Genomic DNA, 24,953 nt, shown 5'->3' with positions numbered 1-24,953 from the left:
AAAAACTGTACCGTAGGGCATACGGGAACAGTATAAATATAGCTTGTGGACACTGTGTAAGACATTGCAGTACCGTAAGGTGTTTGCCAATGCAGTAGTGGGAGAAGCAAGAATCCCCCTGCTTTAGTTGAGGGGAGTGTCAAGCCATTGTAGAAACTGCCGAATTTCACCGAAAGCCCTGATTCGGCGAAAAATATCATAGCAGGAATAATTTTTATAATGTATACTATATTTGTTAGGGAATCCAGATATACCACAAAGCAGAAAGGAAAAAAGCGTATGAGAAGAAATTGGAAAAAAGCTTTATGTGGCATTTTGACAGGTTTTATGCTTGCAACGGCGGCACCAGCTGCGGTTCCGGAGTTGATCAGTGCGACAGAAGTACAGGCGGCGATAAACGTAGCAACGCCGGCTATGTCTTCTATTAAGATCTCCGGCAGGAATAAGATTATTTTCAGCTGGAAACAGGTAAAAGGAGTTGCCGGATACCGGGTATACCGCAAGACCGGAAACAGCGGATGGAAAGCAGTAAAAACCCTCACAGGAAGCAAAAATGTTACGTTTACCGATACAAAAGTAAGTACCGGAGTAAGCTATACTTACACAGTGAGAGCTTACCGGAAATCCGGAAAAAATACGATCTGGAGTAGATATAATGAAAAAGGTCTGACAGCAATCGCAGGTCTGAATTATCTCACCCTGAATAAGACCAGCCTGACACTGGCATCGAAAAAAACTTATACACTGAAGATCAAAGGCACCAGTCTGAAACCGTCATGGAAGAGCAGCAACACAAATGTTGTCAAGATAACTTCTGTCGGAAAGATCACCGCGGTAAAAACAGGAACAGCGGTTATCACAGCGACTCTTGGTGGCAGAAAATTCACCTGCAAGGTTACTGTAAAGAATCCGACCTCGGCTAATACCAGATTGACGCAGAATTATAGCAAATTGAAAAAATACATCAGTCAGAAAGGCAAATATACTGAAGACGGAAATCAGTTTATAAATGTCAAAGTAGATAAAGAAAGTACTCTGATGATCGGTTATCTGAAGAAAGAAGATAAGATAGATATTGGGATGATGCTCTCTATGCCTTCAGATGGAATCCTTGCCGGACTGGATATTATCGGAAACTGTGTGAAATCTGATACGGTCAGTGTGAAGTCCGCCCTGTCTACAAATGAAGTCTTTCTGCTGGTGACTTCTTCTACAAAAGCATCTGCTTATAAAGGTCAGAATCTGACTTTCTTGTATACAAACGGAAAAAAAGCGATGACAGATCTGCAGGATTCTTCCAATATTATGATGAAAGCGACAATGAAAGTAGCAAATGATTATCTGAAAAAGAATTTAAATCTGACAATGAAAGATCTGGGATTCACTGCTTATAAATAACAGTAACATCCTATGATGATGCCGTTAATAAAATTCGGTTGACAAATTAGTATAGAAAGCATAAGATGATAGTAGCTAAGAAATGTGATGAAATTCAAACATTGGCAAAAACGAAAACCCCGGAAGTCTCGCACACTTCCGGGGTTTTCTATGCCGTTATGTAAGGGGGCTTAAGCCTTTCAGGCTGTTACTGCCTGTCGTTTCTGTCCAGCCATTTGCGAATATAGTAGCTAACTATATCCGCCGTAACAGAAACAAAAAATGTGATGATTAATTCGCACACTGGACTTCACCTCCTTTCTGCTGGAGGGTTGGCAGCAATTATAGTGTACTATAGTTTAGAACAAATTGGAACTATTGTGAGAAAATTTAATGCTCTTGACATTGATCATAATTCGCCTTATACTAAACCATGTAAATAACAGGGGAGCTTGTGATGGCAGGCTGAGAGGAAGTCTTCAACTTCGACCCTTATACCTGATTTGGATAATGCCAACGTAGGAACGTATAAGATGAATTTACGGGAGATACTTTGGTGTATCTCCTTTTTTATTGGATGCGGATGTTTTTATCCGATTGAATACGTAAGATCAGGATTTACAGGGAAGGGATCAAGAGCGAATGCTTTTAACCCCGGTATCGACAATTGAATATTGGGAAATTTGAGAGTGAACTGAGTTCATGAAGGGGTGCACCACCGCGGGTGTATTTCTTTGTGAACTCTTTTTTATTGACGAATAGCTTTTGAAGTTTCCGGAAAGGAGAGATCATGATCACAGTAAATGGTGAAAGCAGAACATTGGAAAAGCCGGTGACAGTAACAGAATATCTGGAAGCATGTAACTATGTTCCGGTGCAGGTTGTAGTAGAGCTGAATGAAGAGATCATTAAGAGAGACACTTACGATACAACAGTACTGAAAGATGGCGATGTTGTGGAGATTCTGCAGTTTATGGGTGGCGGAAGCTGCTGATGTCGCTATAGAGATAAAATTAGGTATATATACCACGGCAGTAACTGACAGATAAGTTACTGAAAAAATGCAGATGAAGAATGATCTGGCAGAAGAAGGCGCTGGTTATAAATCGGTGGAAATATTTTCTGCAAACAGACATAAAGAAAGGTGGACATAAAAAATGACAACAGCAAACACAAATGAAGACAAACTGATCCTGGGAGGCCATGAGTTTACTTCCCGTTTTATCCTTGGTTCCGGAAAATTTTCTCTGGAGCTTGTAAAAGCATGTATTGAAAAAGCAGGAACTCAGATCGTAACACTTGCCCTGCGTCGTGCAAATGAGGGTGGACTTGCGAACATTCTGGACTATATTCCGAAGGATGTTACGCTTCTTCCGAATACGTCCGGCGCCAGAAATGCAGAAGAGGCAGTCCGTATTGCAAGACTTTCCCGCGAGCTTGGCTGTGGAGATTTTGTAAAGATCGAAGTTATCCATGATTCCAAATATCTTCTTCCGGATAACTATGAGACCATCAAGGCAACAGAGATCCTTGCAAAAGAGGGCTTTGTAGTTATGCCATACATGTATCCGGATCTGAATGCAGCCAGAGATCTGGTGAATGCAGGAGCTGCCTGTGTAATGCCACTTGGCTCTCCAATCGGTTCCAACAAGGGAATCTGTACAAAAGAATTCATTCAGATCCTTATCGACGAGATCGACCTTCCGATCATCGTGGACGCAGGAATCGGCCGCCCATCACAGGCATGTGAGGCTATGGAAATGGGTGCTGCAGCAGTTATGGCAAATACAGCCATTGCAACTGCAGGAGACGTCCGTGTTATGGCGGAAGCCTTTAAGAAAGCTATTGAGGCAGGAAGAAGTGCATATCTTTCCGGTATGGGAAGAACTCTGGAGAGAGGTGCAAGTGCATCCTCACCGCTGACCGGATTTCTTCATGAGTAAAATTGATAAATGAATGATTGAACGCAGAACACTAAGCGGGGGACAGGCACGGCCTGTGTAGTGAAACACAGGTATTGTCTGGTTTCAATCGAAATTGAGTTTACAGATATGCAGCAGTGAGGACCAGAGTATTGCTGCAATATATGAGAGGAGCGACATAAGAGTAATGGCAGAGACAGTACAGGCCAGTCAGCAGGACGGCCATTTTAATGAAAGTATCGTAAATGAAGAAATTCTGGAAGATATGAAAAAGAACCGTATCGATCACATGAAGTACCTTCCGGATATGGAACAGCTGGAAGAATCTGATGTAATGGATCAGGTTATTTCCGCAATGAACGCATATGATTATGATAAGTACACAGAAGCGGATGTACGGAGAGCGCTTGCTCATGACAACCGTACACCGGAGGATTTTAAAGCACTGCTTTCACCGGCAGCGCTGCCTCTTTTGGAAGAAATCGCACAGGCTGCACGGATCGAAACAAGGAAACATTTTGGAAACAGCATCTGTATGTTCACACCGATCTACATTGCAAACTACTGTGAGAATTACTGCATTTACTGTGGATTTAACTGCCACAATAAGATCCGCCGTGCACAGCTGAACGAAGAAGAGATCGAGAAGGAAATGGCAGCGATCGCCGAGACTGGTCTGCAGGAGATCCTGATCCTTACCGGCGAGAGCAAAACCAAATCCAATGTGGAGTACATCGGAAAAGCCTGTGAGATCGCGCGAAAATATTTCAAGGTGATCGGCCTTGAGGTTTATCCGATGAATTCCGATGAATATGCATATCTTCATAAATGTGGCGCAGATTATGTGACGGTTTTCCAGGAGACTTATAATTCTGACAAGTATGAAACTCTGCATCTGGCAGGACATAAGAGGATTTTCCCATACAGACTGAATACCCAGGAGCGTGCACTGAAGGGTGGCATGCGAGGGGTTGGTTTTGCGGCTCTTCTGGGACTGGATGATTTCCGCAAGGATGCTTTTGCGACAGGATACCACGCATATCTTCTGCAGAGACAATATCCTCACGCAGAGATCGCTTTTTCCTGCCCAAGACTGCGCCCGATCATCAACAATGACCGGATCAATCCAAAGGATGTACACGAACCGCAGCTTTTGCAGGTAGTTTGTGCATATCGTCTATTTATGCCGTTTGCAAGTATTACTGTATCCACCAGAGAGTGTGAGCGTGTCCGTGACAATCTGGTGAATATCGCAGCAACCAAGATCTCTGCAGGTGTCAGCACCGGAATCGGAAGTCATGTGGATGATATTGAGGATAAAGGGGATGATCAGTTTGAGATTTCCGACGGAAGGTCTGTGGACGAAGTTTTCAACGCCCTGAAAGACCACGGCCTGCAGCCGGTGATGAATGATTATATTTATCTGTGAGATGAAGGCGGCGAAATCGGATCGCACAGACTATCGAGGATAACTTCTGTGGAATATGTGGAAAACCATCCGCCCAAAAGAGCGATTTTTCAGGGTGAGTGTGGATAACTGTTTCGGAAGAATGAATGCAGAAAGATTTTTGTCAAACAGAGGACAGTGCTGGAAGAATTTGTCGTCAGAACAAGAGTGATTTTTCAGTCTGGGTCTGATAAAATAAATGTAACAAGGAGGTCGTACGGAGAGTATTAAGATTTACAGAAGATAAAACGTCAGTGTAGAAATTTACAAAAGCATTTTCAAGGCACATCAGATAACGATATTGAACTAAAAAAGAGGTGCCCTATGGCAAATGCAAAACATGAAGATGCTGTTATGAAAATGGGTGTTGACTATTTTCGTGATACGATTCTGAAAAGTCTTGGAATTGATTATGATTTTGTGGAGGTTGGTCCGACTGAGCTGGTAGAGCTTACTATTCATTCAATGTATATGGATTTTACCTTTCTCACAAAACAGGGATTTTATATTCATATAGAATTTCAGACAACAGACAAGGGGGAAGAGGATTTACGAAGATTTCTTGCCTATGATGCGGTATATTCACATAAGACTGGAAAGAATGTTATTACATACGTGATTTATTCCGGAGGAATCCGGTCAGTAAAGGCTGAATTGAATATGGGCTTGTTTACTTATCGTATTCAGCCAGTTTATCTTAAAGAGAAAAATGCAGATGAGGTTTTTGTCAGAATGAAAGAAAAGCAGCTGCATGGAGAAGAACTGACCAAAGAAGATTATGCAATCTTGTCATTAACACCATTAATGTCAGGCTCTATGCAGATGAAGGATAAGATCAGAGAAGCAATCATTCTGGCAAAAAGAAATACAGATCTAACCGCAGAGAAAACAACAGCAATGTTATATACATTGGCAGATAAATTTCTGGATAATGCAGATTTGGACGAAATAAAGGAGGTCGTTGCGATGACGAGAATTGGTCAGATGTTATTAGATGAGGGAATGGAACGTGGAATGGAACGTGGAATGGAACGTGGAATAGAACGTGGTATGGAACGTGGATTTCAGTTGACAAAATATCTGATGGATAAAGGTCGCATGGATGACCTGAAGCGTGCTATGGAGGATGAAGACTATCGTAAAAAACTTCTGGAGGAGTTGGATTTACAAAATAATAGCAGATAAGGATACACGCCCCGGAAGGTTCTTCCGGGGCGTGTATAGAGACAAAGAAATTATTTTACAACAATGGATTTTGTCTTTGACCATTTGCCGTAATATTTTTTGAAATTGGCATTTCTGTATGCACGGACTCGAACGTAATATCGTTTTTGGCGTTTCAATCTGGATACAGTAATGCTGGTCTTGGTGTTGCCGGTGAGTGTTTTGGTTACCGGCTTTTTGAAGTTTTTGTATAAACTGTACTGTATCTGATAGCCACTGGTGCCGGAAGTTTTTTTCCAGGAAGCACGGAAATACTGTTTGCCGGATTTCAGGGCCGGTGCGGATACAGTTGGTACGTTGATTGGCAGAACGGTTACGGCTTTTGGGGTGGACCATTTGCCATAATAGTTTTTCTGATTAACTTTTTTGTATGCGCGGATGCGAACATAATATGTCTGATCAGATATCAGATTTTTGACAGTCAGAGTAGTTGTATTGCCGCTACCTGTAAGTTTTGCTGTACTCTGTGAGAAGTTTTTATTTTTACTGTATTGTATCTGGTAGCCATTGACAGAAGAGGCTTTTTTCCAAGAGGCTTTAAAATATTTGTTGCCCGGAGTCAGAGTTAATCCAGATGGAATAACAGAAGGGGCATCCAGAGCAATAAAGGTTAATCCAAGTTGCTTGGCGGTAGTTACAGCATCTGTATCAGAATGACCATAGATGATTTTTAAATTGGAACAATCTTTAAATGCATTCGGATCACAAGTGAAACGTGGGCGCAAGAATGTAATAGATTTTAAATTATTACAATTTGCAAAACATTCGTTTTCAAGTGTGTAAGTATCTTTAGGAAAGGTGATACTCTGTAAACTTCGGCAGTTGTAAAAACATTGAGTGTCGATAAATTCCAGATCATCAGGGAATGTGATATTTTTTAGTTTAACACAATTGTAGAAAGCTTTTTTTCCTATGCGGGGTGTGCTGTAGTATACTGTGAATTTTTGGGGCAGAATTATTTCTGTTAAATTTTTACAGTTATAAAATGCATTGTTATCAATGAATAATGCGGTGTGAATAATTGCTTTTTTTAAATTTGTGCATCCACTGAATGAACTGTCGTAGAGTGTACCTGAAAGTTCGATATTTTCAAGGCTGCGACAATTCTGAAAAACATTTGAAGAAAGCCTGATAGTATCTTTTGGGAAAGATACATTTTTTAAACTGGAACAATTTTTGAAAACATCATGACAGAGGCCCTGAACATGTTGCAGGTTTATCTGAGGCAGGCTGGAACAGTTTTCAAATGCGTGATGGTCAATAAATTTTATATTATCGCTTATATTGATTTTTTGCAGCTGAGAACAGCCTGCAAAAGCGTAAGCACCGATAAGTTGTGTTGTATTTCCATTTTTGAAAGTTACCTCTTTTAAACCAGAACAGTTATAAAAAGTATAATCGCTGATTCCCTGATAATTTATAAATGAATCATTAGAAAGATAGTGGCTACCGGTATAATGAGCACTGCAATTAAGTTTACCACCGGATAATCCAATGGGGAGTACTATAGATTTCAAACTGCTGCAGTTTTCAAAAGCATGCTCAGCAATGTTAGTTACAGAATCAGGAATGTTAATCTGTTGTAAATTTGTACAATCAGTAAAAGCATAACTTCCAATATTTTTTATAGTATCAGGTAATACAATATTCTGGAGATTAGTACATCCATAAAAACAACTGGATGGTATTGTGGTTAAACTGTCTGGCAATACAATATTATCCAGGCTGCTGCACCATTTGAAACATCCCTCAGCGAAAGAGACATTTGCGAGATTTTCTGGAAAAGTAATGTTTTTAAGGGAGACACAGTTCTTAAATACTAAACGTGCCAAATTTATGTTGTTGGATGAAAAATGAACTTCTTCCAGATTACTACAATCACTAAAAATAAAGTTACTGATAGATGTCAGGCTTTCTGGAAGCCATACACTTTTTAAGTTCGTCCAATATCTAAAAGAGTCATAGGTCGCATATGGCTCTATAGATGTGGGCCCTTCGCATATGATTAGTTTTTTTACATCAGCAATGCAGTCAATGTTTGCGTGGAAAATTTCGTTTCCGAAAAGGACCAATGTTCCATCTTCAAAATAAGACCAGCCCGTACCATCAGAAAAAGAATGGGTTTCTACCATTGGTTTTGGACTCTCCGGCACCGTAACCTCATAATCCACCGGAACCAACGGTCTTGGAGTCGGAGTCGGTGTAGCGGTGGTCTGGTCTTTCAGAGCGTTGGTGTATTCATCTTTCAGGTAAAAACGATTGTAGAGCTGATAAAATTTTGCCAGTACATCCAGGATACCTCTGCGGGTATTGATCTGGCCATCGCAGAGATTTTTCCAGCTTTCCGCATTTTTAACGCCCTCACGGTAAAAGATATCAGCAAAAGTCCGGTTCAGGGCACCACCGGAAGTAACGCCGGAGATGTAGGATTTTGCGACATTATCTGCGTATATCTGGAATGTGGTATATCCCTGGAAGCATTTTACAAAAGTATTGGCGTTGTCCGTGTTTTTATATCGTGTATAGGTAGAGGAAGAACTGGTCAGGGCAGTATTAAAATAACAGTCCATGGTATAAAGCAGGGACAGCTTCAGGTTATCCGAGTTGATACTGGATGTGTTGAACAAAATATTCATGGCACTGGAACCATAACTTAAGGCTTTCAGTGCAGGATTCTGTTTGCTTAATTCACTGATCATAGTTTCTGTACACTTTTTCATAGCTGCAGATGCACTCTGGCTTCGCAGGTAACTGACATCGATGGACTGAGAACCAAGCTGGGCAAGGATCGCATCGCATGCCTCGACAAAAGCGGTGTTGGAAGAGCCGGCATTTCGTGCTTTCTGGATAAGAAGGATACGTTCGTCTGCCGCGTTTTTGAAGGCATTTACTTTTGTGCAGAGTTCTATCAGTTCTTTGGTGGTGGAGCAGGTATCCCCTACCAGGGAGACTGCGGTTTTCATGGAATCCACAGACTGAAGCAGTTTGTTGGCTTCTTCTGCATTGAGTTTCATGAAATCTTCCGGTTTCCAGTTATAGACTCCGTTCTGGGTGTAATATGTGGACAGGTCGTTAAATATTTTTATCAGATAGGAGTTGGCACGTTCAATCTGTGAGGAATCAAAACCCTTGGAATCCGTGGAATCTACAAACTGCAGATAATCCGCAAGCAAAGCTTCATAGATCAGCTTCTGGTCATCATAAAATTCCTGCTTGATAACGCCCTTCCAGATGGAAGAAAGCACAAGCATAGGCTTATTGGACAGGATACGTTCGCCAAGCTCCTGATAAACCGGTTTTACGGAAGGCTGGGTGATAAGGTTATACAGAGACTTCGTCTGGATATTTTTTCCATCCACAATAAGACCGGTCTTAACTGTATCGGCAAGCCAGATATCGTGATCCGGTATTTTGGATGAGGCGAATGCAGCGGAGGAAGAATCATTTCCATCGTTAAAGGTGTCGGATTCGCCGTCATCAAAAAGAAGCTCCTGAGAAAGTTCGGAATCGTTTTCGGTTGAGGAAGCTTCTGGTTCCAGTTCAACATCTTCCGGCATGGTTTCCTCTGGAAGCAGTTCTACGTCCTGGTCCGTTTCCGGATTTGTCACTGAGTTGGAAACGGAAGGAGCTGATTCTGTGTTTGTTGTGGAATCAGGATTTGTATCTGCGTCCAGGTCCGACGAGATCTTGGATTCTTCGGAAGCTGCTCCGGAATCTGTAGTTGTCATATGATCGGGATGTTCGTCAGAAAAATCATCACCGCCGGTGGCTGACAGATTATCTGAAGGATCCGAATCCGTAGGGTTAGCCTCCGGAGAAAAAATTTCTTCCGCATTCGCAGCTTCTTCCGGAACTGCAGAAAAATCAGCAGCAGAGACGAACCCTGCAGATTGTGTCAGCAGACATGCGGATAATAAAAATGCAAGAGTTTTCTTTTTCATATACATACTCCTCCTTAAACGTATGATATTTATAATTCGATTATAAAGGAAATGTCTTTGAAAATCTATAAGAATACTCCACATTCGGACAAGTACAAAGAGATTTGTTTTAACAGAATCAGGGAAGTTCACTGCTTCAATTGCAAATATCCGCCTGACACCGATCAAAATTTCACAGAGGAAGGAAAACATCCCGCAAAAACAAGATATACTTTGGCAAAATTCCCGAAAAATACGGAAATTACAAGACTGATGACGTTTTCACATATACTCTGGGAACAATAAAATACGAGGCAAAATCAACAAAAACAACATAATATCAGGTGGGATCAAACACAAAAATCTGTGAAATCCGCATAAACAGCCATATTTCCGAAAAATCCTGAAAACGGTTTCCAATCTAAGAGTTTTCATATGGACTTACTCATGTTTATAATAGCCCCAACAACAAAACACAGGAGGTAAGTATTATGAAAAGAAGATGGAAATCAGCAGTAGCAGCTCTTGCAGCAATAGCAACAATTGGAAGCCTTACAGGCGTAACCACCTATGCGGCGGACAGTGTCAGCATCACCAATGTATCTTATGATCCGACCAGAGAGCTTTACGAGCAGTACAACAAGAGCTTCCAGGAACACTGGAAGGAAAAAACAGGCCAGGATGTGGAGATCACACAGTCCCATGGTGGTTCCGGCAAGCAGGCACTTGAGGTTGCCAACGGACTGGAAGCAGATGTGGTAACACTGGCACTGGAGTATGATGTAGATGCGATCCAGGATGCAGGACTCATCGATGACGGATGGGTGGACGAATTTCCGGAGGACAGCGCTCCCTATACTTCGACGATTGTATTTCTTGTGAGAAAAGGAAATCCGAAGAATATCAAAGACTGGGACGATCTGGTAAAGAAAGACGTAGGTGTGATCACACCAAACCCGAAAACCTCCGGCGGAGCAAGATGGAACTATCTGGCAGCCTGGGCCTATGCAAAAGATAAATATAACGGAGACGAGGACAAAATTAAAGAATTTATCGGAGATCTTTACAAAAACGTACTTGTCCTGGACACCGGAGCCAGAGGCGCAACGACCTCTTTCGTGGAAAACGGACAGGGTGATGTACTGATCGCCTGGGAAAATGAAGCCTATCTTTCCGTAAAAGATTATCCGGACGACTACGAGATCGTAACACCAAGCATCAGCATCCTTGCACAGCCATCTGTAGCAGTAGTCGATAAAGTCGTAGACAAAAGAGGCACCAGAGATGTGGCAGAGGAATATCTGAATTATCTCTATTCCGATGAAGCACAGCGGATCGCCGGTGATAATTATTACCGTCCGTCAAACCAGGATATTCTGAAGGAATACTCCGATGTGTTTGACCTGGACATCAATCTTGTCACCATTGATGATTTTGGCGGATGGAAAAAGGCACAGGAAACACATTTCTCAGATGGAGGGATTTTTGATCAGATTTATGAAGGATAGACAGCAGAAGATATAGTTGGACACAATAACACAAAGAAGCTGCAGAACAGTGAAAAAACAGAGTCTGCAGCTTCTTTTATATAAATATTGTGAATTACAAGGGATCAGGCATGGCTTCCTTCGGTCAGGGAACAGCCGTCCATTATACGGATCCCGTTTATGACATCCAGATAAGTGTCATACATTTCCTTCCATTCATCAGAGGCGTCCTTGGAGTACTGGCTGATGGTGGACAGAAGATCGTATTTTTTGCCGTCGACGGTTTCGATACGGCCGAGATAGCCCTGCCATACACTGTCCAGAGGCTGGTCTTCGCCATCGTAATATCTGGCTTCCAGAGTCAGTACAGGAACATCCTCATTGTAATAAGTCAGTTTATATCCACCATTTTCGGTTTCGGTTGTTTCATAATGGCAGAGATATTTCCAGCGCTCCGGAGTGAGGACCTGGAAGTAATCCGTCATGGCCATATCCACACGCTCTGCGTAAACGAAATCTATGGATTTGATCAGCTCTGTGGCTTCCTTTTCGGCGGCCTTATCATAGGTGTCTGACGGAGTCAGGACAAAAAGTCCGAATGTATAATCGTCAGTCTGGCATACAAGAGCATCTACATTTTTTTCTTCTTCGTTGACTTCGGTTAAGTATTGATATTTCGTGGCAGGATAAGATTCAAAGGTAAGATCCTTTTTGGTGATGATCTCACCCTTTACCGGATAGTATTCTGCCAGAAAACCCTTCAGGGAAGAATCCTCCAGAGAGGAATTCGGTACTTTTAAAACAAAGGCAGTGCTTTTTCCGCCATTTACGGAACGCTGCTCGAAATAACCTTCTTTTTCGGGCATGGATTCTCTGATCGTATCATCGGCAGGGAATCCAACCCGCATATGAAGCTCGCCGCGCTTTTCCGATTCGGAGGAATCTTCCGTGTTTGTATCGGAAGAGGAATTTGGGTATGAAGAATCGGAATCCTGCGAGGAGGAGTTTCCACTGGTATCGGAGGATTCTTCTGAAGAATCTCCGGAGGAGGAATCAGTTTCAGAATCGGAATATTCCTGAAGATTACCGTAGTCATCAATATAATATTTATCTCTGGAGCCAATATATGTGGTTCCGGTGGCATCTTCCAGCCACACACTGCCGTCCTCATAATAATAATGAGGCTCAAAATAACCGTCCTGTTCGGTCCAGCCGGCATCGTTGCCTTCCATCAGTTCACCGGAATCCGGGTCAGGGGCATAATTACCTTCCCCGATATATTCATCCTCGGAACCATTGCGGTACCAGTAATCTCCGTTTTCATCCTGCCAGATGTACTGACCGTCATCGGTTGGAGGGTCAGAAGCGAGGACCGGGACTGCAGATATGGAAAGAGCGATCGCGCCTGTTAAAAGAACTGAGATTTTTTTATGCATAGGCACCTCCTGATAAATTGCGCAGCAGTTAGCTGCTTACTATTCTTTGATCATAAATTTTTACAAATAAAAAAGATCTGTCTGTTAAGTACATTGTAACAGACAGATCCCGATATCCGGAAATGTGAAGAAAAAGAGACATTTACGGAAAGCTGCGTACAGGTCTGGAAATATGCTATCCAATCGTGAAAAGGCCGGCTTACCGGCAGGTAAAAAGATATCCCTTCCCATAAACCGAGACAATGTCATACTCATCGGTATCTTCGGCACCGATCTTGGTCCGGAGGTTAAAGATATGCCGCCGTACCGTGCTGGTATCTGTTCCTGCACAGCTACCCCATACCGCTTCGTAGAGCTCCTTTGCAGAAAAAATCTTCTCCTGGTTTTCTGCAAGGAGACGCAGCAGAGAGAATTCGGTCCGGGTAAGGCCTGTGTCGGCATTATTGAGATATGCATGGCCGTCCGAAAGATCCAGCCGCAGGCTGCCGATGGTGATCTGACGGGAGGACTGAAATTTTTCTTTTATTTTTTCTTCCATTCGTTTCTGGCGTTCCAGAAGCATCTGGATCACGGCCAGAAATTCATCGAAATTATAAGGTTTGGTGAGATAATAGTCGCCTCCCTGCTGAAGTCCTTCTACCCGATCCCGGATATCACTTTTTCCGGTGAGAAAAAGAACCGGATTCATGGCTTTTTCGCGGAAGCGGCGGCAGATATCCAGACCGTTTCCGTCCGGAAGCATAATGTCCAGGATAAGAAGATCCGGCAGCTGTTCTTCAAGCTGATGATAGGCTTCGGCGGCTGTCTGTGCAGTGTGGACATCGTAGCCACGGCGCCGCAGCATCCGGCAGTTGGTATTCAGCACCTGTTCTTCATCCTCGACCATAAGGATAAGTGATTTCTTTTCATTCATTTATGATTCCTCCTCCGGAAGTGAGAAGAACACCTGAGTTCCCTCGCCTTCTTTACTTTTCAGCCATATTTTGCCGCCATGGGCAGTGATGATCTGATGACAGACATAGAGGCCTATGCCGTGCCGCCAGTAATCCTTATCAGCGGAAATATAACCCTTGAGTGCGTTTTTTCGCATTTCTTCTGACATGCCGGTTCCGGTGTCGGAGACGCAGATGGTCTGCCAGCCCGGTTCGCCGGTAAGAGAAATGGTGATGGTTCCGTTTTGGGTGTGACGCTCTGCATTGGAGATCAGATTGGTGACAACCTGGATCAGCCGTTCCGGATCAGCAGAGATTTCCGGGAGTCCGGATTGTGTCGTAAGGACCAGCTGATTGTTCTTTAAGCTTGGATGACTGCAGTAGTCTTTTTTTACAGAATACAAAAGACCGGACAGATCTGATGGGACAAGGGAAAGGGCAAGTCGTCCCTGCTCAATGGAAACCGTATCCATCAGATCCAGCACGATCCGGTCGATCCGCATTACCGACTGTTCAATGGTGCGGAGATTTTCCTGCATAAGAGAGAAATCCAGAGGCTCTTCCTCAAGGAGCTCGGAGGTGTCCCGCGCGTGGAGGGAAATGGAACTCAGAGGATTTTTAATCTCATGGGCAACGGTGGTCAGGAAGGTGGACTTGGCATTATCAAGGGAGCGCAGTCGCAGATTCTGTTCCTCCAGAAGGAGCTGCTGCTGGTTATATTCCTTCAGATGAAAATAGAGAACACTGCCGCAGACAATACTTACAGAGACAAACGCCAGAAGGATATCTGCCAGCCGGTCTGCTTCCGTGGCAAAAGGAGTTACAGTGTCCGGGAAATGGTATGCAACCAGACACAGTCCCATATAAAGGAGGATCTCCAGCAGGGAAACGATCAGAGCGCGTCTTTTTTCCAGCATCAGCACGGTAAAAATAATAGCAAACACAAAGAATGCCGGCATGCCGCCACGATAACCGCCGCTGGTAAAAAACATCACCGGAAAAACGAGCAGAAAGATCACGACAATGGTGATCAGGTAGCAGCGCTGATATTTTCCACTGTAATAGGAATAAAGAAAAAGCCCTCCGGAGATTGCAACCAGCGCAAAATTGATCAGTACATTTCTCCAGGAACCGGTCCCGAGACTGAGAAAGGCCATGATCAGGCTGATCACAGTACCTCCCAAGGCGAGGATGTTGAACAGCCGGACGCGGAAATCAAGGGTGGGACTGAATAAAGAGTGAAAAATATTCCGGAGCTTCGGGTTTATATTGATAGGGATCACCTCCTGTTCTTAATGTAGGTTTGTATGCCTGCGGGCATCTTTCTTTTGGTGCTGTAATTATCGTAACTGTTATAATTGTATCATGCTGTCGTATAGTTGTGTACACAAAAAAATACATTTAATCCCGTTTTCCTATTGACATACTATGAATAGTAGGTTAATATAAGTGTCAACAAAAGAAAGGGAAGAGGCTATGAACGAATACGGCTTTAATACAGGGCTGCTCCACGGCACCAACGAGAAATATCCACAGGGTGCAACACAGGTTCCAATCTATCAGAGCAGCGCATTCCGACATGACAGCGCGGAAGACCTGGAGAAAATTTTTGACAATAAAAAAATGGGCTTCTCCTATACAAGGATCAACAATCCTACGGTAGAGTCCTTTGAGAAGCGAGTGACCATGCTGGAGGATGGGATCGGCAGTGTGGCCTGTGCATCCGGAATGGCAGCGCTGACCAATGCGTTTCTGAACATTCTTCAGGCAGGAGATGAGATCGTGGCAGCCTGCGGACTGTATGGCGGAACTGTGGAATTGTTCGATGATCTGAAGCCTTTCGGGATTTCCGTAAAATATGTGAAAGAGAATAAGCCGGAAGCTTTTGAGGCAGAGATCACAGAGAAGACGCGACTTGTTTTTGCGGAGACCATTGGCAACCCCAAGCTGGATGTTACCGATATCCAGGCAGTTGCGGAAGTGGCACATAAGCATGACGTACCGCTGATCGTAGACAACACGGTGGCAACCCCGTATCTGATCCAGCCACTGAAGCTTGGAGCTGACATTGTGGTTCATTCCTCTTCCAAATATATCAATGGAAGCAGCGATGCCATCAGCGGTATTCTTGTCTGTGGTAAGGGTCTGAAATGGGACCCTGACCGATATCCGGGACTTGCTCCATACCGGAAATTCGGACCATTTGCATACATCGCCAAGCTTAGAAACGGACTTTTCCGGAACACTGGCGCGTGTCTTGCTCCGCAGAATGCTTTCCTTAATAACCTGGGACTGGAAACCCTGGGACTTCGAATGCAGAGACAGTGTGACAATGCACTGGAGCTTGCGAGATTTTTACAGGGCCTGGGTGGTGACATTGAAGTAAATTATCCGGGACTGGAAGAAAGCCCTTATCACGAAATTGCGGAAAAGCAGTTCAGGAATGGCTACGGAGCTATCGTAACTGTAAGAACCGGAAGCAAGGAGAAGGCTTTTTCCATTATCAATTCCCTGAATATCCCGCTGATCATCTCCAACATCGGAGATACGAAGACTCTGGTGATCCATCCGGAATCCACCATCGCGGCACACATCTCCGATGAAGAGAAGCTGCAGTCCGGAGTATTCGAGGATCTGATCCGCATCAGTGTGGGAATTGAAGATATTGAAGATTTAAAAGAAGATTTCAAACAAGCGATAGAAAATAACCGATAAAATCTAAGAGCTGCACCAGCAGAGAAATGGAGAGTTCGTTATGGCAAAAGTAGATTACGCTACATTAAAAAAAGGTGGTTTCATGAGACAGAAGCAGAAGAATAATTTTTCTCTTCGTCTTGCCTGTGTAGGCGGTACACTTACCGCAGAAAACCTTAAGAAGATCGCAGAGGTAGCTGAGAAATACGGTGACGGATATGTACATCTTACTTCCAGACAGGGAGTTGAGATCCCGTTCATTAAATTAGATGATATTGATGATGTAAAAGATGATCTTGCGAAAGGCGGATGCAAGCCCGGTGTCTGCGGACCGAGAGTACGTACAGTTACAGCCTGCCAGGGCAATGCTGTCTGTCCAAGCGGAAACATCAACAGCTATGACATTGCGGTGAAATTAAATGAGAGATATTTCGGAAGAGAGCTTCCTCATAAATTCAAATTCGGTGTTACCGGATGCCAGAACAACTGTCTGAAAGCAGAGGAGAATGATGTAGGGATCAAGGGAGCAGCTGAGGTCAGCTGGAAAGAGGATGCATGTATCCACTGTGGTGTCTGCGAAAAGGCCTGCAGAGAAAATGCCATCTCCTTTAAGGACGACAAGCTGGTGATCGATACAGAGAAATGTAACTACTGTGGCAGATGTGCAAAATCCTGTCCTGTGGATGCATGGGATGTAAACGAAGCATACATCGTTTCCTTTGGCGGAACGTTTGGAAATCACATCAGCAAGGGACAGGAATTCCTTCCGCTGATCACCTCTGAGGAGCAGCTTTTCAGAGTGACCGATGCAGCGATCCAGTTCTTTGATGACTATGCAAATCCGGGAGAGCGTTTTAAATTTACCATCGACCGGGTAGGCGCTGAAAAACTTCAGGAAGTTTTGAAAGGAGCATACAATGGCTGATATTAAGATTGATGATACAGTAGACATTACCGATGTAGTTTGCCCGGTAACTTTTGTAAAAGCAAAAGTAGCACTTGAGGAACTGGACGACGGACAGATCCTGGCAATCAAAATGAACGATGGCGAGCCGGTACAGAATGTACCGAGAAGTGTAAAAGAAGAAGGACATCAGATCCTGAAGCTTGAAGATAATGAAGATGGAACTTATACACTGATCGTAAGAAAAGTTGAAGAATAGGAGAACAGAGAAATGACAATCACAGTTGCAGGAAATAAAAAAGAATACGAAGACGGACTGAAACTTACAGAGCTTATTGAGAAAGAGGATATCGAAAGTCCTGAGTATGTAACCGTAACCATCAACGATGAATTCATCAGCAAGGCAGACGTTCCGGAAACAGAGGTAAAGGACGGCGACGTTGTTGAGTTCCTGTACTACATGGGAGGAGGCGCAAGATAATGGCTTTTACAAATGAGCAGCTTGAGCGGTACTCCCGCCATATCATCCTGAAAGAGGTTGGAGTAAAAGGTCAGAAAAAGCTTCTGAATGCCAAGGTTCTGATCATCGGAGCCGGCGGACTTGGAGCACCGGCAGCCCTTTACCTTGCAGCAGCAGGTGTGGGAACCATCGGGATCGCGGATGCAGATGAGGTAGATCTTTCCAATCTTCAGCGACAGGTCATCCACACAACTGCAGATGTCGGCAAACTGAAGGTAGAGTCTGCGGCTGAGACCATGAAAGCAATCAACCCGGACGTTACTGTAAATACATATCATACCTTTGTAGATTCCAGCAACATTATGGATCTGATCAAAGATTACGATTTCATTCTTGACGGAACAGACAACTTTCCTGCAAAATTCCTGATCAACGATGCCTGTGTAATGGCCGAGAAACCGTTTTCACATGCAGGGATCATCCGTTTCCAGGGACAGCTGATGACTTACGTTCCGGGACAGGGCCCATGCTACAGATGTGCGTTCCAGAGCCCGCCGCCAAAGGATGCCGTACCGACCTGTAAGCAGGCTGGCGTGATCGGAGCCATGGGCGGAGTGATCGGAAGCCTTCAGGCAATGGAAGCCATTAAGTACATCATCGGACAGGGTGATCTTCTTACAGGAAGACTTCTCACCTACGATGCGCTGAAGATGACATTCCGTACCGTAAAACTTCCGAAGAACCATCACTGCCCGGTATGCGGCGACAATCCGACCATCACAGAGCTGATCGATTACGAGCAGGCTGTGTGCGAGCTGAAACACTAAAGAATTGTCTGCGGGTGCAGACGTTATAAATTAAGTATAGAAACCCATTGGAGGCTGCGAAGATAATGCTGAAATTAAAAAAAGAAGATTACGAAAAAATATTAGACCACTGCAGAAAGGGACTTCCCAATGAGTCCTGCGGCCTTCTGGGAGGAACCATTGAGGGCGATGTAAAAACCATCGAGAAGGTGTATCTGCTGACAAACATCGATGAAAGCAACGAGCACTTTTCCATGGACCCGAAGGAACAGCTGAGCGCGATCAAAGATATCCGTCAGAACGGATATCAGATGATCGGAAACTTTCATTCTCATCCGGAGTCTCCGTCAAGGCCTTCCGAAGAAGATAAACGACTTGCATTTGACCCGAACATCGAATATCTGATCCTCTCCCTTATGGATGCAGAAAATCCGGTGTTGAAGGCTTTTGGCGTAGATAAAGAGAAAAATGTAACTGTACATGAGCTTCAGATAACAGAGTGATGAGTATGAAAAACAGATTAAACACAAAGGAAATTACAACAGATGTGCTGATCATAGGCGGAGGTACCGCAGGCTGCTATGCGGCGCTGGTTCTCTCAGAACAGAAAGCCGGCAGGGTATTGATCGCAGAAAAAGCAAATATCAGACGAAGCGGCTGTCTGGCAGCAGGTGTTAATGCAATCAATGCCTACATTGTAAAAGGCCGCAAGCCGCAGGATTATGTAGATTATGCAACAAAGGATGCCGCCGGGATCGTAAGGCAGGACCTTCTTCTTACAGCAGCGGAGAATTTCAACGAAGTTACTGCAAAGATGGAAAAGCTTGGGCTTGTGATCCTGAAGGATGAAAATGGTGATTATGTAGCCAGAGGAAATCGTAACATCAAGATCAACGGTGAAAATTTTAAACCACTTCTTGCTAATGCAGTTCATAAAGCTGAGAACGTAGACGTTCTGAATTATGTAAATATCACAGACCTTCTTGTAAAAGACGGACAGGTTTACGGAGCGGTTGGTTTCTCTATTATGGAAGAAACTGCATACATTATCCGGGCAAAGGCAGTTCTTGCTGCAACAGGCGGAGCGGCCGGACTTTATAAGCCGAACAATCCGGGATTTTCCAGACATAAGATGTGGTATCCGCCGTTTAACACAGGTGCCGGATACGCAATGGGAATCCTGGCAGGTGCGGAGATGACGTCCTTTGAGATGCGTTTTATCGCACTTCGCTGCAAGGATACCATTGCTCCTACGGGAACCATCGCACAGGGTGTCGGCGCAAAACAGATCAATGCAGCTGGCGAGATCTATGAGACAAAATACGGACTGACCACAAGCGAGAGAGTTTACGGAACAGTTCGGGAAAATCAGCTTGGCCACGGCCCGTGTTACCTGAAGACTACAGGGATCACGAAGGAACAGGATGAAGATCTTCTGAAGGCTTATCTCAACATGGCACCGAGCCAGACTCTGAAATGGATCGAAAGCGGAAAGAGCCCTAGCGAGCAGGATGTGGAGATCCAGGGAACAGAGCCGTATATCGTAGGCGGTCATACAGCCAGCGGCTACTGGGTAAATACAGGCCGTGAAACCACGGTAAAGGGGCTATATGCAGCCGGTGATGTTGCAGGTGGATGTCCGCAGAAATATGTAACAGGAGCTCTTGCAGAAGGAAAGCTTGCAGCATTGGATATGGTGAAACAGTTTAAGGCCGGAACTCTGAAGGAAGCAGATATTCAGACTGAGACAGAGATTAAGGTTCAGGAAGGGGAAATTCTTTCTCAGTACGAAAAGTTCCGAAATGAAGACGCACCGGCATTTTCCGTGGAAGAACTGGAAGAGGCTATGCAGAAAGTCATGGATGAATATGCGGGAGGAATTGCTTCTAATTATCAGTTTAATGAGAAGCAGCTTGCTCTTGCAGATGAAAAAATCCTTCAGCTTCAGGCTCTTGCCGAAAAAACAGCGGCAGCAGATATGCATGAGCTGATGTTTGCATATGAACTTCGTGAGCGTCTCATTGTGTGCCGTTCACTGATCGCTCATCTGAAAAACCGCAAAGAGACCAGATGGCATTCTTTTAACGAAAATCTGGATCATCCGGAAACAGATGAGAAATTTTATAAATATGTAAATTCGAAACTGGAAAACGGCGAGATCAGGATGATTTTTCGCGACATTGTAAAGGAGGACACATATGAGCATACGAATTGATCAGAAAAAATGTGTTGGCTGCAGAAAATGCAGTGAAGTATGTCCGGGAACCCTGATCGTCATGGAAGACAAAAAAGCCGTGATGAAATATCCGAAAAACTGCTGGGGCTGCGTTTCCTGTGTAAAGGAATGTAAAGCCGGTGCCATCGACTTTTTCCTTGGTGCGGATATCGGCGGGAACGGAAGTATCATGAATGTAAAAAGCGAAGTGGATATCCTTCATTGGATCATTACAAAAACGGACGGTTCTACATTCGTGATCGATGTGGATCGACGGAATTCGAATAAATATTAGACCAGAAGATAAGTGCTGCCGGTTCTGGCGGCCGGAACAGGAGGATGAGATCAGATATGAGTGGATTATCACATTTGGATGAGCTGGAAGCAGAGGCAATTTATATCATCCGTGAAGTTGCAGCAGAGTGCGAGAAGCCGGTAATGCTTTATTCTATAGGAAAAGACAGTTCTGTAATGCTTCATCTTGCAATGAAGGCTTTTTATCCGGAGAAACCGCCATTTCCGTTTCTTCACGTAAATACAACATGGAAATTTAAAGAAATGATAGAGTTTCGTGACAAAACCGCGAAGGATCTGGGAATCGAAATGCTTGAGTACATTAATCAGGATGGTGTGAAGCAGGGGATCAATCCTTTTGACAGCGGCTCCGCATACACAGATATCATGAAAACGCAAGCACTGAAGCAGGCTCTTAAGAAATATGGTTTCACAGCTGCTTTTGGCGGCGGTCGTCGTGACGAGGAGAAAAGCCGTGCAAAAGAGCGTATCTTCTCCTTCCGTAATGCAGAGCAGGCCTGGGATCCGAAGAACCAGCGTCCGGAGATGTGGAAGCTTTATAATACTGAGATCAATAAAGGCGAAAGCATCCGTGTTTTTCCGATTTCCAACTGGACTGAGACGGATATCTGGCAGTATATTAAGAGAGAAAATATCCCGATCGTTCCTCTTTATTTTGCAAAAGAGCGTCCGGTTGTATACAGAGACGGCAACATTATCATGGTGGATGACGACAGAATGCGCCTGAACCCGGGGGAGGAGCCGCAGATGAAAAAGGTTCGTTTCCGTACTCTCGGATGCTATCCTCTGACAGGTGGTATCGAGTCTGATGCGGAGACACTGGACGAGATCATTGACGAGACCTTAAGCTCTGTGGAATCTGAGAGAACCACACGTGTTATTGATTCCGACGGCGGAGCTGCAAGTATGGAAAAAAGAAAGAGAGAGGGGTACTTCTAGGATGAGCGGATTACTGAAATTTATCACTTGCGGAAGTGTAGATGATGGAAAATCTACACTGATCGGTCATATTCTTTATGATTCCAAGCTTTTATATGCGGACCAGGAAAAAGCCCTTCTTCTGGACAGCAAGGTAGGTTCCAGAGGTGGTGCCATTGATTATTCTCTTCTTCTGGATGGCCTGATGGCAGAACGTGAGCAGGGAATCACCATTGATGTTGCGTATCGTTATTTTACAACCGATAAAAGAAGCTTTATCGTTGCGGATACTCCCGGACATGAGGAGTATACAAGGAACATGGCGGTTGGAGCTTCCTTTGCTCAGCTTTCCATTATTCTTGTGGATGCGAAGCAGGGGGTTCTGGTGCAGACAAGGCGTCATGCACGTATCTGCGCTCTGATGGGTATCCATCATTTTGTATTTGCTGTGAACAAAATGGATCTTGTTGATTACAGTGAGAGTCGTTTTAATGAGATCGTAAAGGATATCAATGAGCTTTCTGAGACTCTGGGGCTTCAGGATGTTGTGATCATTCCTGTCAGTGCTACAGAGGGTGATAACGTAACGAAGAAGTCTCCGAATATGCCCTGGTATACGGGAAAAGCTCTTCTGGAGCATCTTGAGACTGTGGATGTTTCAGAGGCTGAGAATGTCAGCGAATTTTATCTGCCTGTTCAGCGTGTTTCTCGTCCAAACCATGAATTTCGCGGTTTCCAGGGCCAGATCGAGAGTGGCCGGGTTCATGTAGGCGATATCATCACAACGCTCCCCAGCAACGAGACAGCGGCTGTTAAGACGATCCTGGTGGGCAGTGACGATCGTGAAGAGGCTGTTGCCGGCCAGGCTGTTACGATACAGCTGGATAAAGAGGTGGATGTAAGCCGTGGATGTGTTCTTACCAATAATAATGAGATCCCTGTTGCAAAGGGCTTTGAGGCTACGCTTCTATGGATGGATGATTCCAGGCTTGAAGTGGGCAAGGAGTATCTTGTGAAGGTTGGTACGAAGAAGATTGCTGGTGTGGTTAAAAGTATCGAGTTTAAGACGGATGTAAATACCGGGGAGCATCTGCATGCGGATACGATCGAGAAGAATGAGATCGCTCTTTGCAAAATCGGTCTTTCTGATAAGGTTGTGCTGGATGAGTTTAAGAGGAATAAGACTCTTGGTGAGCTGATCCTGATCGACCGTGTGAGTCATATGACTTCTGCATGTGGTGTTGTGGAATCGGTTGATACTGAGGGGGAGAAGCCTTATTTCCAGAAGGATGATGTGAAGGTTGGCGGTTATGTTTTTGAGGAGTTTTATTTTAACCTTGAGAATGCGCTGCTTTCCAAGGCGGATAAAGAGGTTAAGACTTATCATGTAGGGGATGTGGTGCCTGTTGAGGGTGACAGCTTTGAGTATCCGGGCTATTTTGATATTGTGTCTCTGGAGGATAGCGCGGCTGTTCTGATCCGTGATAAGAGGGTGCAGGATATTATTCCGCTGGATGAGTATGTGTTTATGGGGCTTCCTGTTGTGGATGAGAGAGGTTTTGCCCTGGAGATTCGCAGTAATGATGATTATCAGATGTTTTTGAGGGAATTTGAGGCTGCTGATAATAAGTCGGAGTTTCATAATAAGTGGTTTAAGTTTGAGACTTACAGGAGGATTGTCTGCACGGATAATTTCTGGATGATCTGATGTTGGGTTACTTATAGTTTCTATAGTTATGTGTGTAAGAGGCTGCATGTGTGGCCTCTTTTCTTTGGGTGTTGCGGGATTTCGTGGTTTGACGGACGCCGAGGAGCTGGCATATGGGCGGGACAGGCTTCGTCGGTGGAAACTACTAAGACTCTGAAAGGTGGCTAAAAGCGTTTTCCAAAAGTCCGAACTCGCTGCGCTCAGACAGCGAACTTTTGAAAAACAACGCCACCTTCCAGAGCCTAAGTAGTTGTCACACCTCCTGCAGAGCGCCCCGCCCATATGCCAGCTCCTCGGCTGTGCACACAGGCCGGTTGCGGAAAGTGAACAGTTCGAGATAGTATTCAATGATGCATGGCAGTAGAGTGTCATACAGAAATTGTTCAGGAGGAATGTTGTATCTAAGAATCAGCTCGGCACAACGTTCCGGAATAATATCGGCTCAGACAGTAATCAGCTTGGCATAAGATTCCATAATAAAAGTCAGTCGCATTATATATCGAAGATGTAGCGCTTGTTCCGTGCCCAAGAGGGTGGGGGGGGGGCAGGGAAGCCCTCGGACTTCGGAACTCTGAGATGGACTTCCCCTGCGCTGTCCACACGGACAGCGTGTCGTGCGTAGCCACCTGCCTAAGGGGATAATATGATTGGTCAATCGCGCTAAGATAAAATTAATGTAAAAAAATGAAAAAAAGGTGTTGACAAAACTTATATCTTTCGGATATAATTAACCATGCGTTTCGGATGAAAACACAGAAGAAATGCACTCCAATTTAATAAGAAATTATAAGTTCGGAGTCTGGAGAAGTACTCAAGAGGCCGAAGAGGTGCCCCTGCTAAGGGTATAGGTCGCTAACGCGGCGCGAGGGTTCAAATCCCTCCTTCTCCGTTGTTTTTTTGAAAAAAATAAATTTTTCAAAAAAATGAAAAAACTTGTTGACAAACGCTTGCGGATGTGATAAAGTAAACAAGCTGTCAGCGAGACAGAGATTCATCAAAAAAAGTTTGAAAAAAGTTGAAAAAAGTACTTGACAAACGATTTGAGATGAGATAAAATAAAAGAGCTGTCTGAGAGACAGACACAACAAACCTTGATAACTAAACAGTGAAACACATACGATTCTCGAAAATTTCTTTACATTTAAAGAACGGTTTAAACAAACCAAAAGCAGTAAAAACGAGAGATAG

At 44.2% G+C, this 24,953-nt stretch carries 20 protein-coding genes, 1 tRNA gene and 1 riboswitch; of the genes, 17 read left to right on the top strand and 4 right to left on the bottom strand.

Annotation, left to right across the window (positions count from 1 at the left end):
- The first annotated feature begins 279 nt into the window (after positions 1-279).
- The 5 genes from NCY57_RS14165 to NCY57_RS14145 all read left to right on the top strand — a co-directional run bounded on the left by NCY57_RS14165 (position 280) and on the right by NCY57_RS14145 (position 5,931).
- Positions 280-1,398: a fibronectin type III domain-containing protein gene (locus NCY57_RS14165; protein WP_139148867.1), complete on the top strand. Its 1,119-nt coding sequence runs from the start codon at positions 280-282 to the stop codon at positions 1,396-1,398.
- Positions 1,399-1,811: 413 nt separating this feature from the next.
- Positions 1,812-1,919, top strand: a riboswitch (TPP riboswitch).
- 248 nt (positions 1,920-2,167) lie between these two features.
- Complete coding sequence (gene thiS, locus NCY57_RS14160; protein ID WP_015526603.1) at positions 2,168-2,371, top strand: sulfur carrier protein ThiS; 204 nt, start codon at positions 2,168-2,170, stop codon at positions 2,369-2,371.
- A 163-nt stretch (positions 2,372-2,534) separates the two neighbouring features.
- The gene (locus NCY57_RS14155) at positions 2,535-3,320 is read left to right on the top strand and encodes a thiazole synthase (protein ID WP_129976081.1); all 786 of its coding nucleotides are present in this window, start codon (positions 2,535-2,537) and stop codon (positions 3,318-3,320) included.
- 166 nt (positions 3,321-3,486) lie between these two features.
- Positions 3,487-4,728: a 2-iminoacetate synthase ThiH gene (gene thiH / locus NCY57_RS14150; protein WP_173740130.1), complete on the top strand. Its 1,242-nt coding sequence runs from the start codon at positions 3,487-3,489 to the stop codon at positions 4,726-4,728.
- Between the two features lie 342 nt (positions 4,729-5,070).
- Positions 5,071-5,931, top strand: a complete 861-nt coding sequence (locus NCY57_RS14145; RefSeq protein ID WP_173740129.1) for a hypothetical protein — start codon at positions 5,071-5,073, stop codon at positions 5,929-5,931.
- 50 nt (positions 5,932-5,981) lie between these two features.
- On the opposite strand, the gene NCY57_RS14140 is transcribed toward NCY57_RS14145, so the two are convergent.
- Complete coding sequence (locus NCY57_RS14140) at positions 5,982-9,911, bottom strand: leucine-rich repeat protein (protein WP_173740128.1); 3,930 nt, start codon at positions 9,909-9,911, stop codon at positions 5,982-5,984.
- Positions 9,912-10,381: 470 nt separating this feature from the next.
- Between NCY57_RS14140 and NCY57_RS14135 the strand changes: the two genes are divergently transcribed.
- The gene (locus NCY57_RS14135; protein ID WP_059086478.1) at positions 10,382-11,398 is read left to right on the top strand and encodes a sulfate ABC transporter substrate-binding protein; all 1,017 of its coding nucleotides are present in this window, start codon (positions 10,382-10,384) and stop codon (positions 11,396-11,398) included.
- A 104-nt stretch (positions 11,399-11,502) separates the two neighbouring features.
- On the opposite strand, the gene NCY57_RS14130 is transcribed toward NCY57_RS14135, so the two are convergent.
- The 3 genes from NCY57_RS14130 to NCY57_RS14120 form a co-directional block, all read right to left on the bottom strand.
- Positions 11,503-12,813 (bottom strand): hypothetical protein, encoded by a 1,311-nt coding sequence (locus NCY57_RS14130; protein ID WP_173740127.1) that lies wholly within the window; start codon positions 12,811-12,813, stop codon positions 11,503-11,505.
- 199 nt (positions 12,814-13,012) lie between these two features.
- Complete coding sequence (locus NCY57_RS14125; RefSeq protein ID WP_173740126.1) at positions 13,013-13,726, bottom strand: response regulator transcription factor; 714 nt, start codon at positions 13,724-13,726, stop codon at positions 13,013-13,015.
- Positions 13,727-14,917: a sensor histidine kinase gene (locus tag NCY57_RS14120; protein ID WP_250789772.1), complete on the bottom strand. Its 1,191-nt coding sequence runs from the start codon at positions 14,915-14,917 to the stop codon at positions 13,727-13,729.
- A gap of 304 nt (positions 14,918-15,221) precedes the next feature.
- Between NCY57_RS14120 and NCY57_RS14115 the strand changes: the two genes are divergently transcribed.
- The 11 genes from NCY57_RS14115 (at position 15,222) to NCY57_RS14065 (ending at position 24,654) form a co-directional block, all read left to right on the top strand.
- Entirely contained in the window at positions 15,222-16,460 is a 1,239-nt protein-coding gene (locus tag NCY57_RS14115; RefSeq protein ID WP_173740131.1) for an O-acetylhomoserine aminocarboxypropyltransferase/cysteine synthase family protein, read from the top strand.
- A gap of 40 nt (positions 16,461-16,500) precedes the next feature.
- A complete protein-coding gene (locus tag NCY57_RS14110; protein WP_173740125.1) occupies positions 16,501-17,364 on the top strand; it encodes a 4Fe-4S binding protein in 864 nt (287 codons plus the stop codon).
- Positions 17,357-17,602, top strand: coding sequence for a sulfurtransferase TusA family protein (locus NCY57_RS14105; protein ID WP_015526613.1), 246 nt, complete (start codon positions 17,357-17,359; stop codon positions 17,600-17,602). Before NCY57_RS14110 ends, NCY57_RS14105 begins: the two co-directional genes overlap by 8 nt.
- 12 nt (positions 17,603-17,614) lie before the next feature.
- A complete protein-coding gene (gene thiS / locus NCY57_RS14100) occupies positions 17,615-17,824 on the top strand; it encodes a sulfur carrier protein ThiS (RefSeq protein ID WP_021650460.1) in 210 nt (69 codons plus the stop codon).
- Positions 17,824-18,630, top strand: coding sequence for a thiazole biosynthesis adenylyltransferase ThiF (gene thiF / locus NCY57_RS14095; protein WP_147602790.1), 807 nt, complete (start codon positions 17,824-17,826; stop codon positions 18,628-18,630). The genes thiS (NCY57_RS14100) and thiF overlap by 1 nt, the downstream gene beginning before the upstream one ends.
- 65 nt (positions 18,631-18,695) lie before the next feature.
- Positions 18,696-19,112, top strand: coding sequence for a M67 family metallopeptidase (locus NCY57_RS14090; protein ID WP_022426720.1), 417 nt, complete (start codon positions 18,696-18,698; stop codon positions 19,110-19,112).
- Between the two features lie 5 nt (positions 19,113-19,117).
- Positions 19,118-20,824, top strand: a complete 1,707-nt coding sequence (locus NCY57_RS14085) for an adenylyl-sulfate reductase subunit alpha (protein WP_173746734.1) — start codon at positions 19,118-19,120, stop codon at positions 20,822-20,824.
- Entirely contained in the window at positions 20,808-21,119 is a 312-nt protein-coding gene (locus NCY57_RS14080; RefSeq protein ID WP_173740123.1) for a 4Fe-4S dicluster domain-containing protein, read from the top strand. The genes NCY57_RS14085 and NCY57_RS14080 overlap by 17 nt, the downstream gene beginning before the upstream one ends.
- A 56-nt stretch (positions 21,120-21,175) precedes the next feature.
- Positions 21,176-22,078, top strand: coding sequence for a sulfate adenylyltransferase subunit CysD (gene cysD, locus NCY57_RS14075; protein ID WP_015526618.1), 903 nt, complete (start codon positions 21,176-21,178; stop codon positions 22,076-22,078).
- A gap of 1 nt (position 22,079) precedes the next feature.
- Positions 22,080-23,765: a sulfate adenylyltransferase subunit 1 gene (locus NCY57_RS14070; RefSeq protein ID WP_173740122.1), complete on the top strand. Its 1,686-nt coding sequence runs from the start codon at positions 22,080-22,082 to the stop codon at positions 23,763-23,765.
- 801 nt (positions 23,766-24,566) lie between these two features.
- Positions 24,567-24,654: transfer RNA gene (locus tag NCY57_RS14065), tRNA-Ser, on the top strand.
- Positions 24,655-24,953 lie beyond the last annotated feature (299 nt).

Origin of the sequence: Blautia sp. MB18-30 (assembly GCF_023669475.1) — a bacterium.
GTDB classification, from domain to species: domain Bacteria; phylum Bacillota; class Clostridia; order Lachnospirales; family Lachnospiraceae; genus Blautia_A; species Blautia_A fusiformis.
Note: the sequence above shows the minus strand (reverse complement) of the source record. Positions and strands in the feature narration are given on the sequence as shown.

What these genes read in the sequence shown, in the direction of transcription:
- NCY57_RS14145 (WP_173740129.1), top strand. Translation starts at nt 5,071, where the DNA reads ATGGCAAATGCAAAACATGAAGATGCTGTTATGAAAATGGGTGTTGAC.
- NCY57_RS14105 (WP_015526613.1), top strand. Translation starts at nt 17,357, where the DNA reads ATGGCTGATATTAAGATTGATGATACAGTAGACATTACCGATGTAGTT.
- NCY57_RS14070 (WP_173740122.1), top strand. Translation starts at nt 22,080, where the DNA reads ATGAGCGGATTACTGAAATTTATCACTTGCGGAAGTGTAGATGATGGA.
- cysD (WP_015526618.1), top strand. Translation starts at nt 21,176, where the DNA reads ATGAGTGGATTATCACATTTGGATGAGCTGGAAGCAGAGGCAATTTAT.
- NCY57_RS14115 (WP_173740131.1), top strand. Translation starts at nt 15,222, where the DNA reads ATGAACGAATACGGCTTTAATACAGGGCTGCTCCACGGCACCAACGAG.
- NCY57_RS14110 (WP_173740125.1), top strand. Translation starts at nt 16,501, where the DNA reads ATGGCAAAAGTAGATTACGCTACATTAAAAAAAGGTGGTTTCATGAGA.
- thiS (WP_015526603.1), top strand. Translation starts at nt 2,168, where the DNA reads ATGATCACAGTAAATGGTGAAAGCAGAACATTGGAAAAGCCGGTGACA.
- NCY57_RS14135 (WP_059086478.1), top strand. Translation starts at nt 10,382, where the DNA reads ATGAAAAGAAGATGGAAATCAGCAGTAGCAGCTCTTGCAGCAATAGCA.
- NCY57_RS14080 (WP_173740123.1), top strand. Translation starts at nt 20,808, where the DNA reads ATGAGCATACGAATTGATCAGAAAAAATGTGTTGGCTGCAGAAAATGC.
- thiH (WP_173740130.1), top strand. Translation starts at nt 3,487, where the DNA reads ATGGCAGAGACAGTACAGGCCAGTCAGCAGGACGGCCATTTTAATGAA.
- NCY57_RS14090 (WP_022426720.1), top strand. Translation starts at nt 18,696, where the DNA reads ATGCTGAAATTAAAAAAAGAAGATTACGAAAAAATATTAGACCACTGC.
- NCY57_RS14125 (WP_173740126.1), bottom strand. Translation starts at nt 13,726, where the DNA reads ATGAATGAAAAGAAATCACTTATCCTTATGGTCGAGGATGAAGAACAG.
- NCY57_RS14140 (WP_173740128.1), bottom strand. Translation starts at nt 9,911, where the DNA reads ATGAAAAAGAAAACTCTTGCATTTTTATTATCCGCATGTCTGCTGACA.
- NCY57_RS14165 (WP_139148867.1), top strand. Translation starts at nt 280, where the DNA reads ATGAGAAGAAATTGGAAAAAAGCTTTATGTGGCATTTTGACAGGTTTT.
- NCY57_RS14155 (WP_129976081.1), top strand. Translation starts at nt 2,535, where the DNA reads ATGACAACAGCAAACACAAATGAAGACAAACTGATCCTGGGAGGCCAT.
- NCY57_RS14085 (WP_173746734.1), top strand. Translation starts at nt 19,118, where the DNA reads ATGAAAAACAGATTAAACACAAAGGAAATTACAACAGATGTGCTGATC.
- thiF (WP_147602790.1), top strand. Translation starts at nt 17,824, where the DNA reads ATGGCTTTTACAAATGAGCAGCTTGAGCGGTACTCCCGCCATATCATC.
- thiS (WP_021650460.1), top strand. Translation starts at nt 17,615, where the DNA reads ATGACAATCACAGTTGCAGGAAATAAAAAAGAATACGAAGACGGACTG.
- NCY57_RS14130 (WP_173740127.1), bottom strand. Translation starts at nt 12,813, where the DNA reads ATGCATAAAAAAATCTCAGTTCTTTTAACAGGCGCGATCGCTCTTTCC.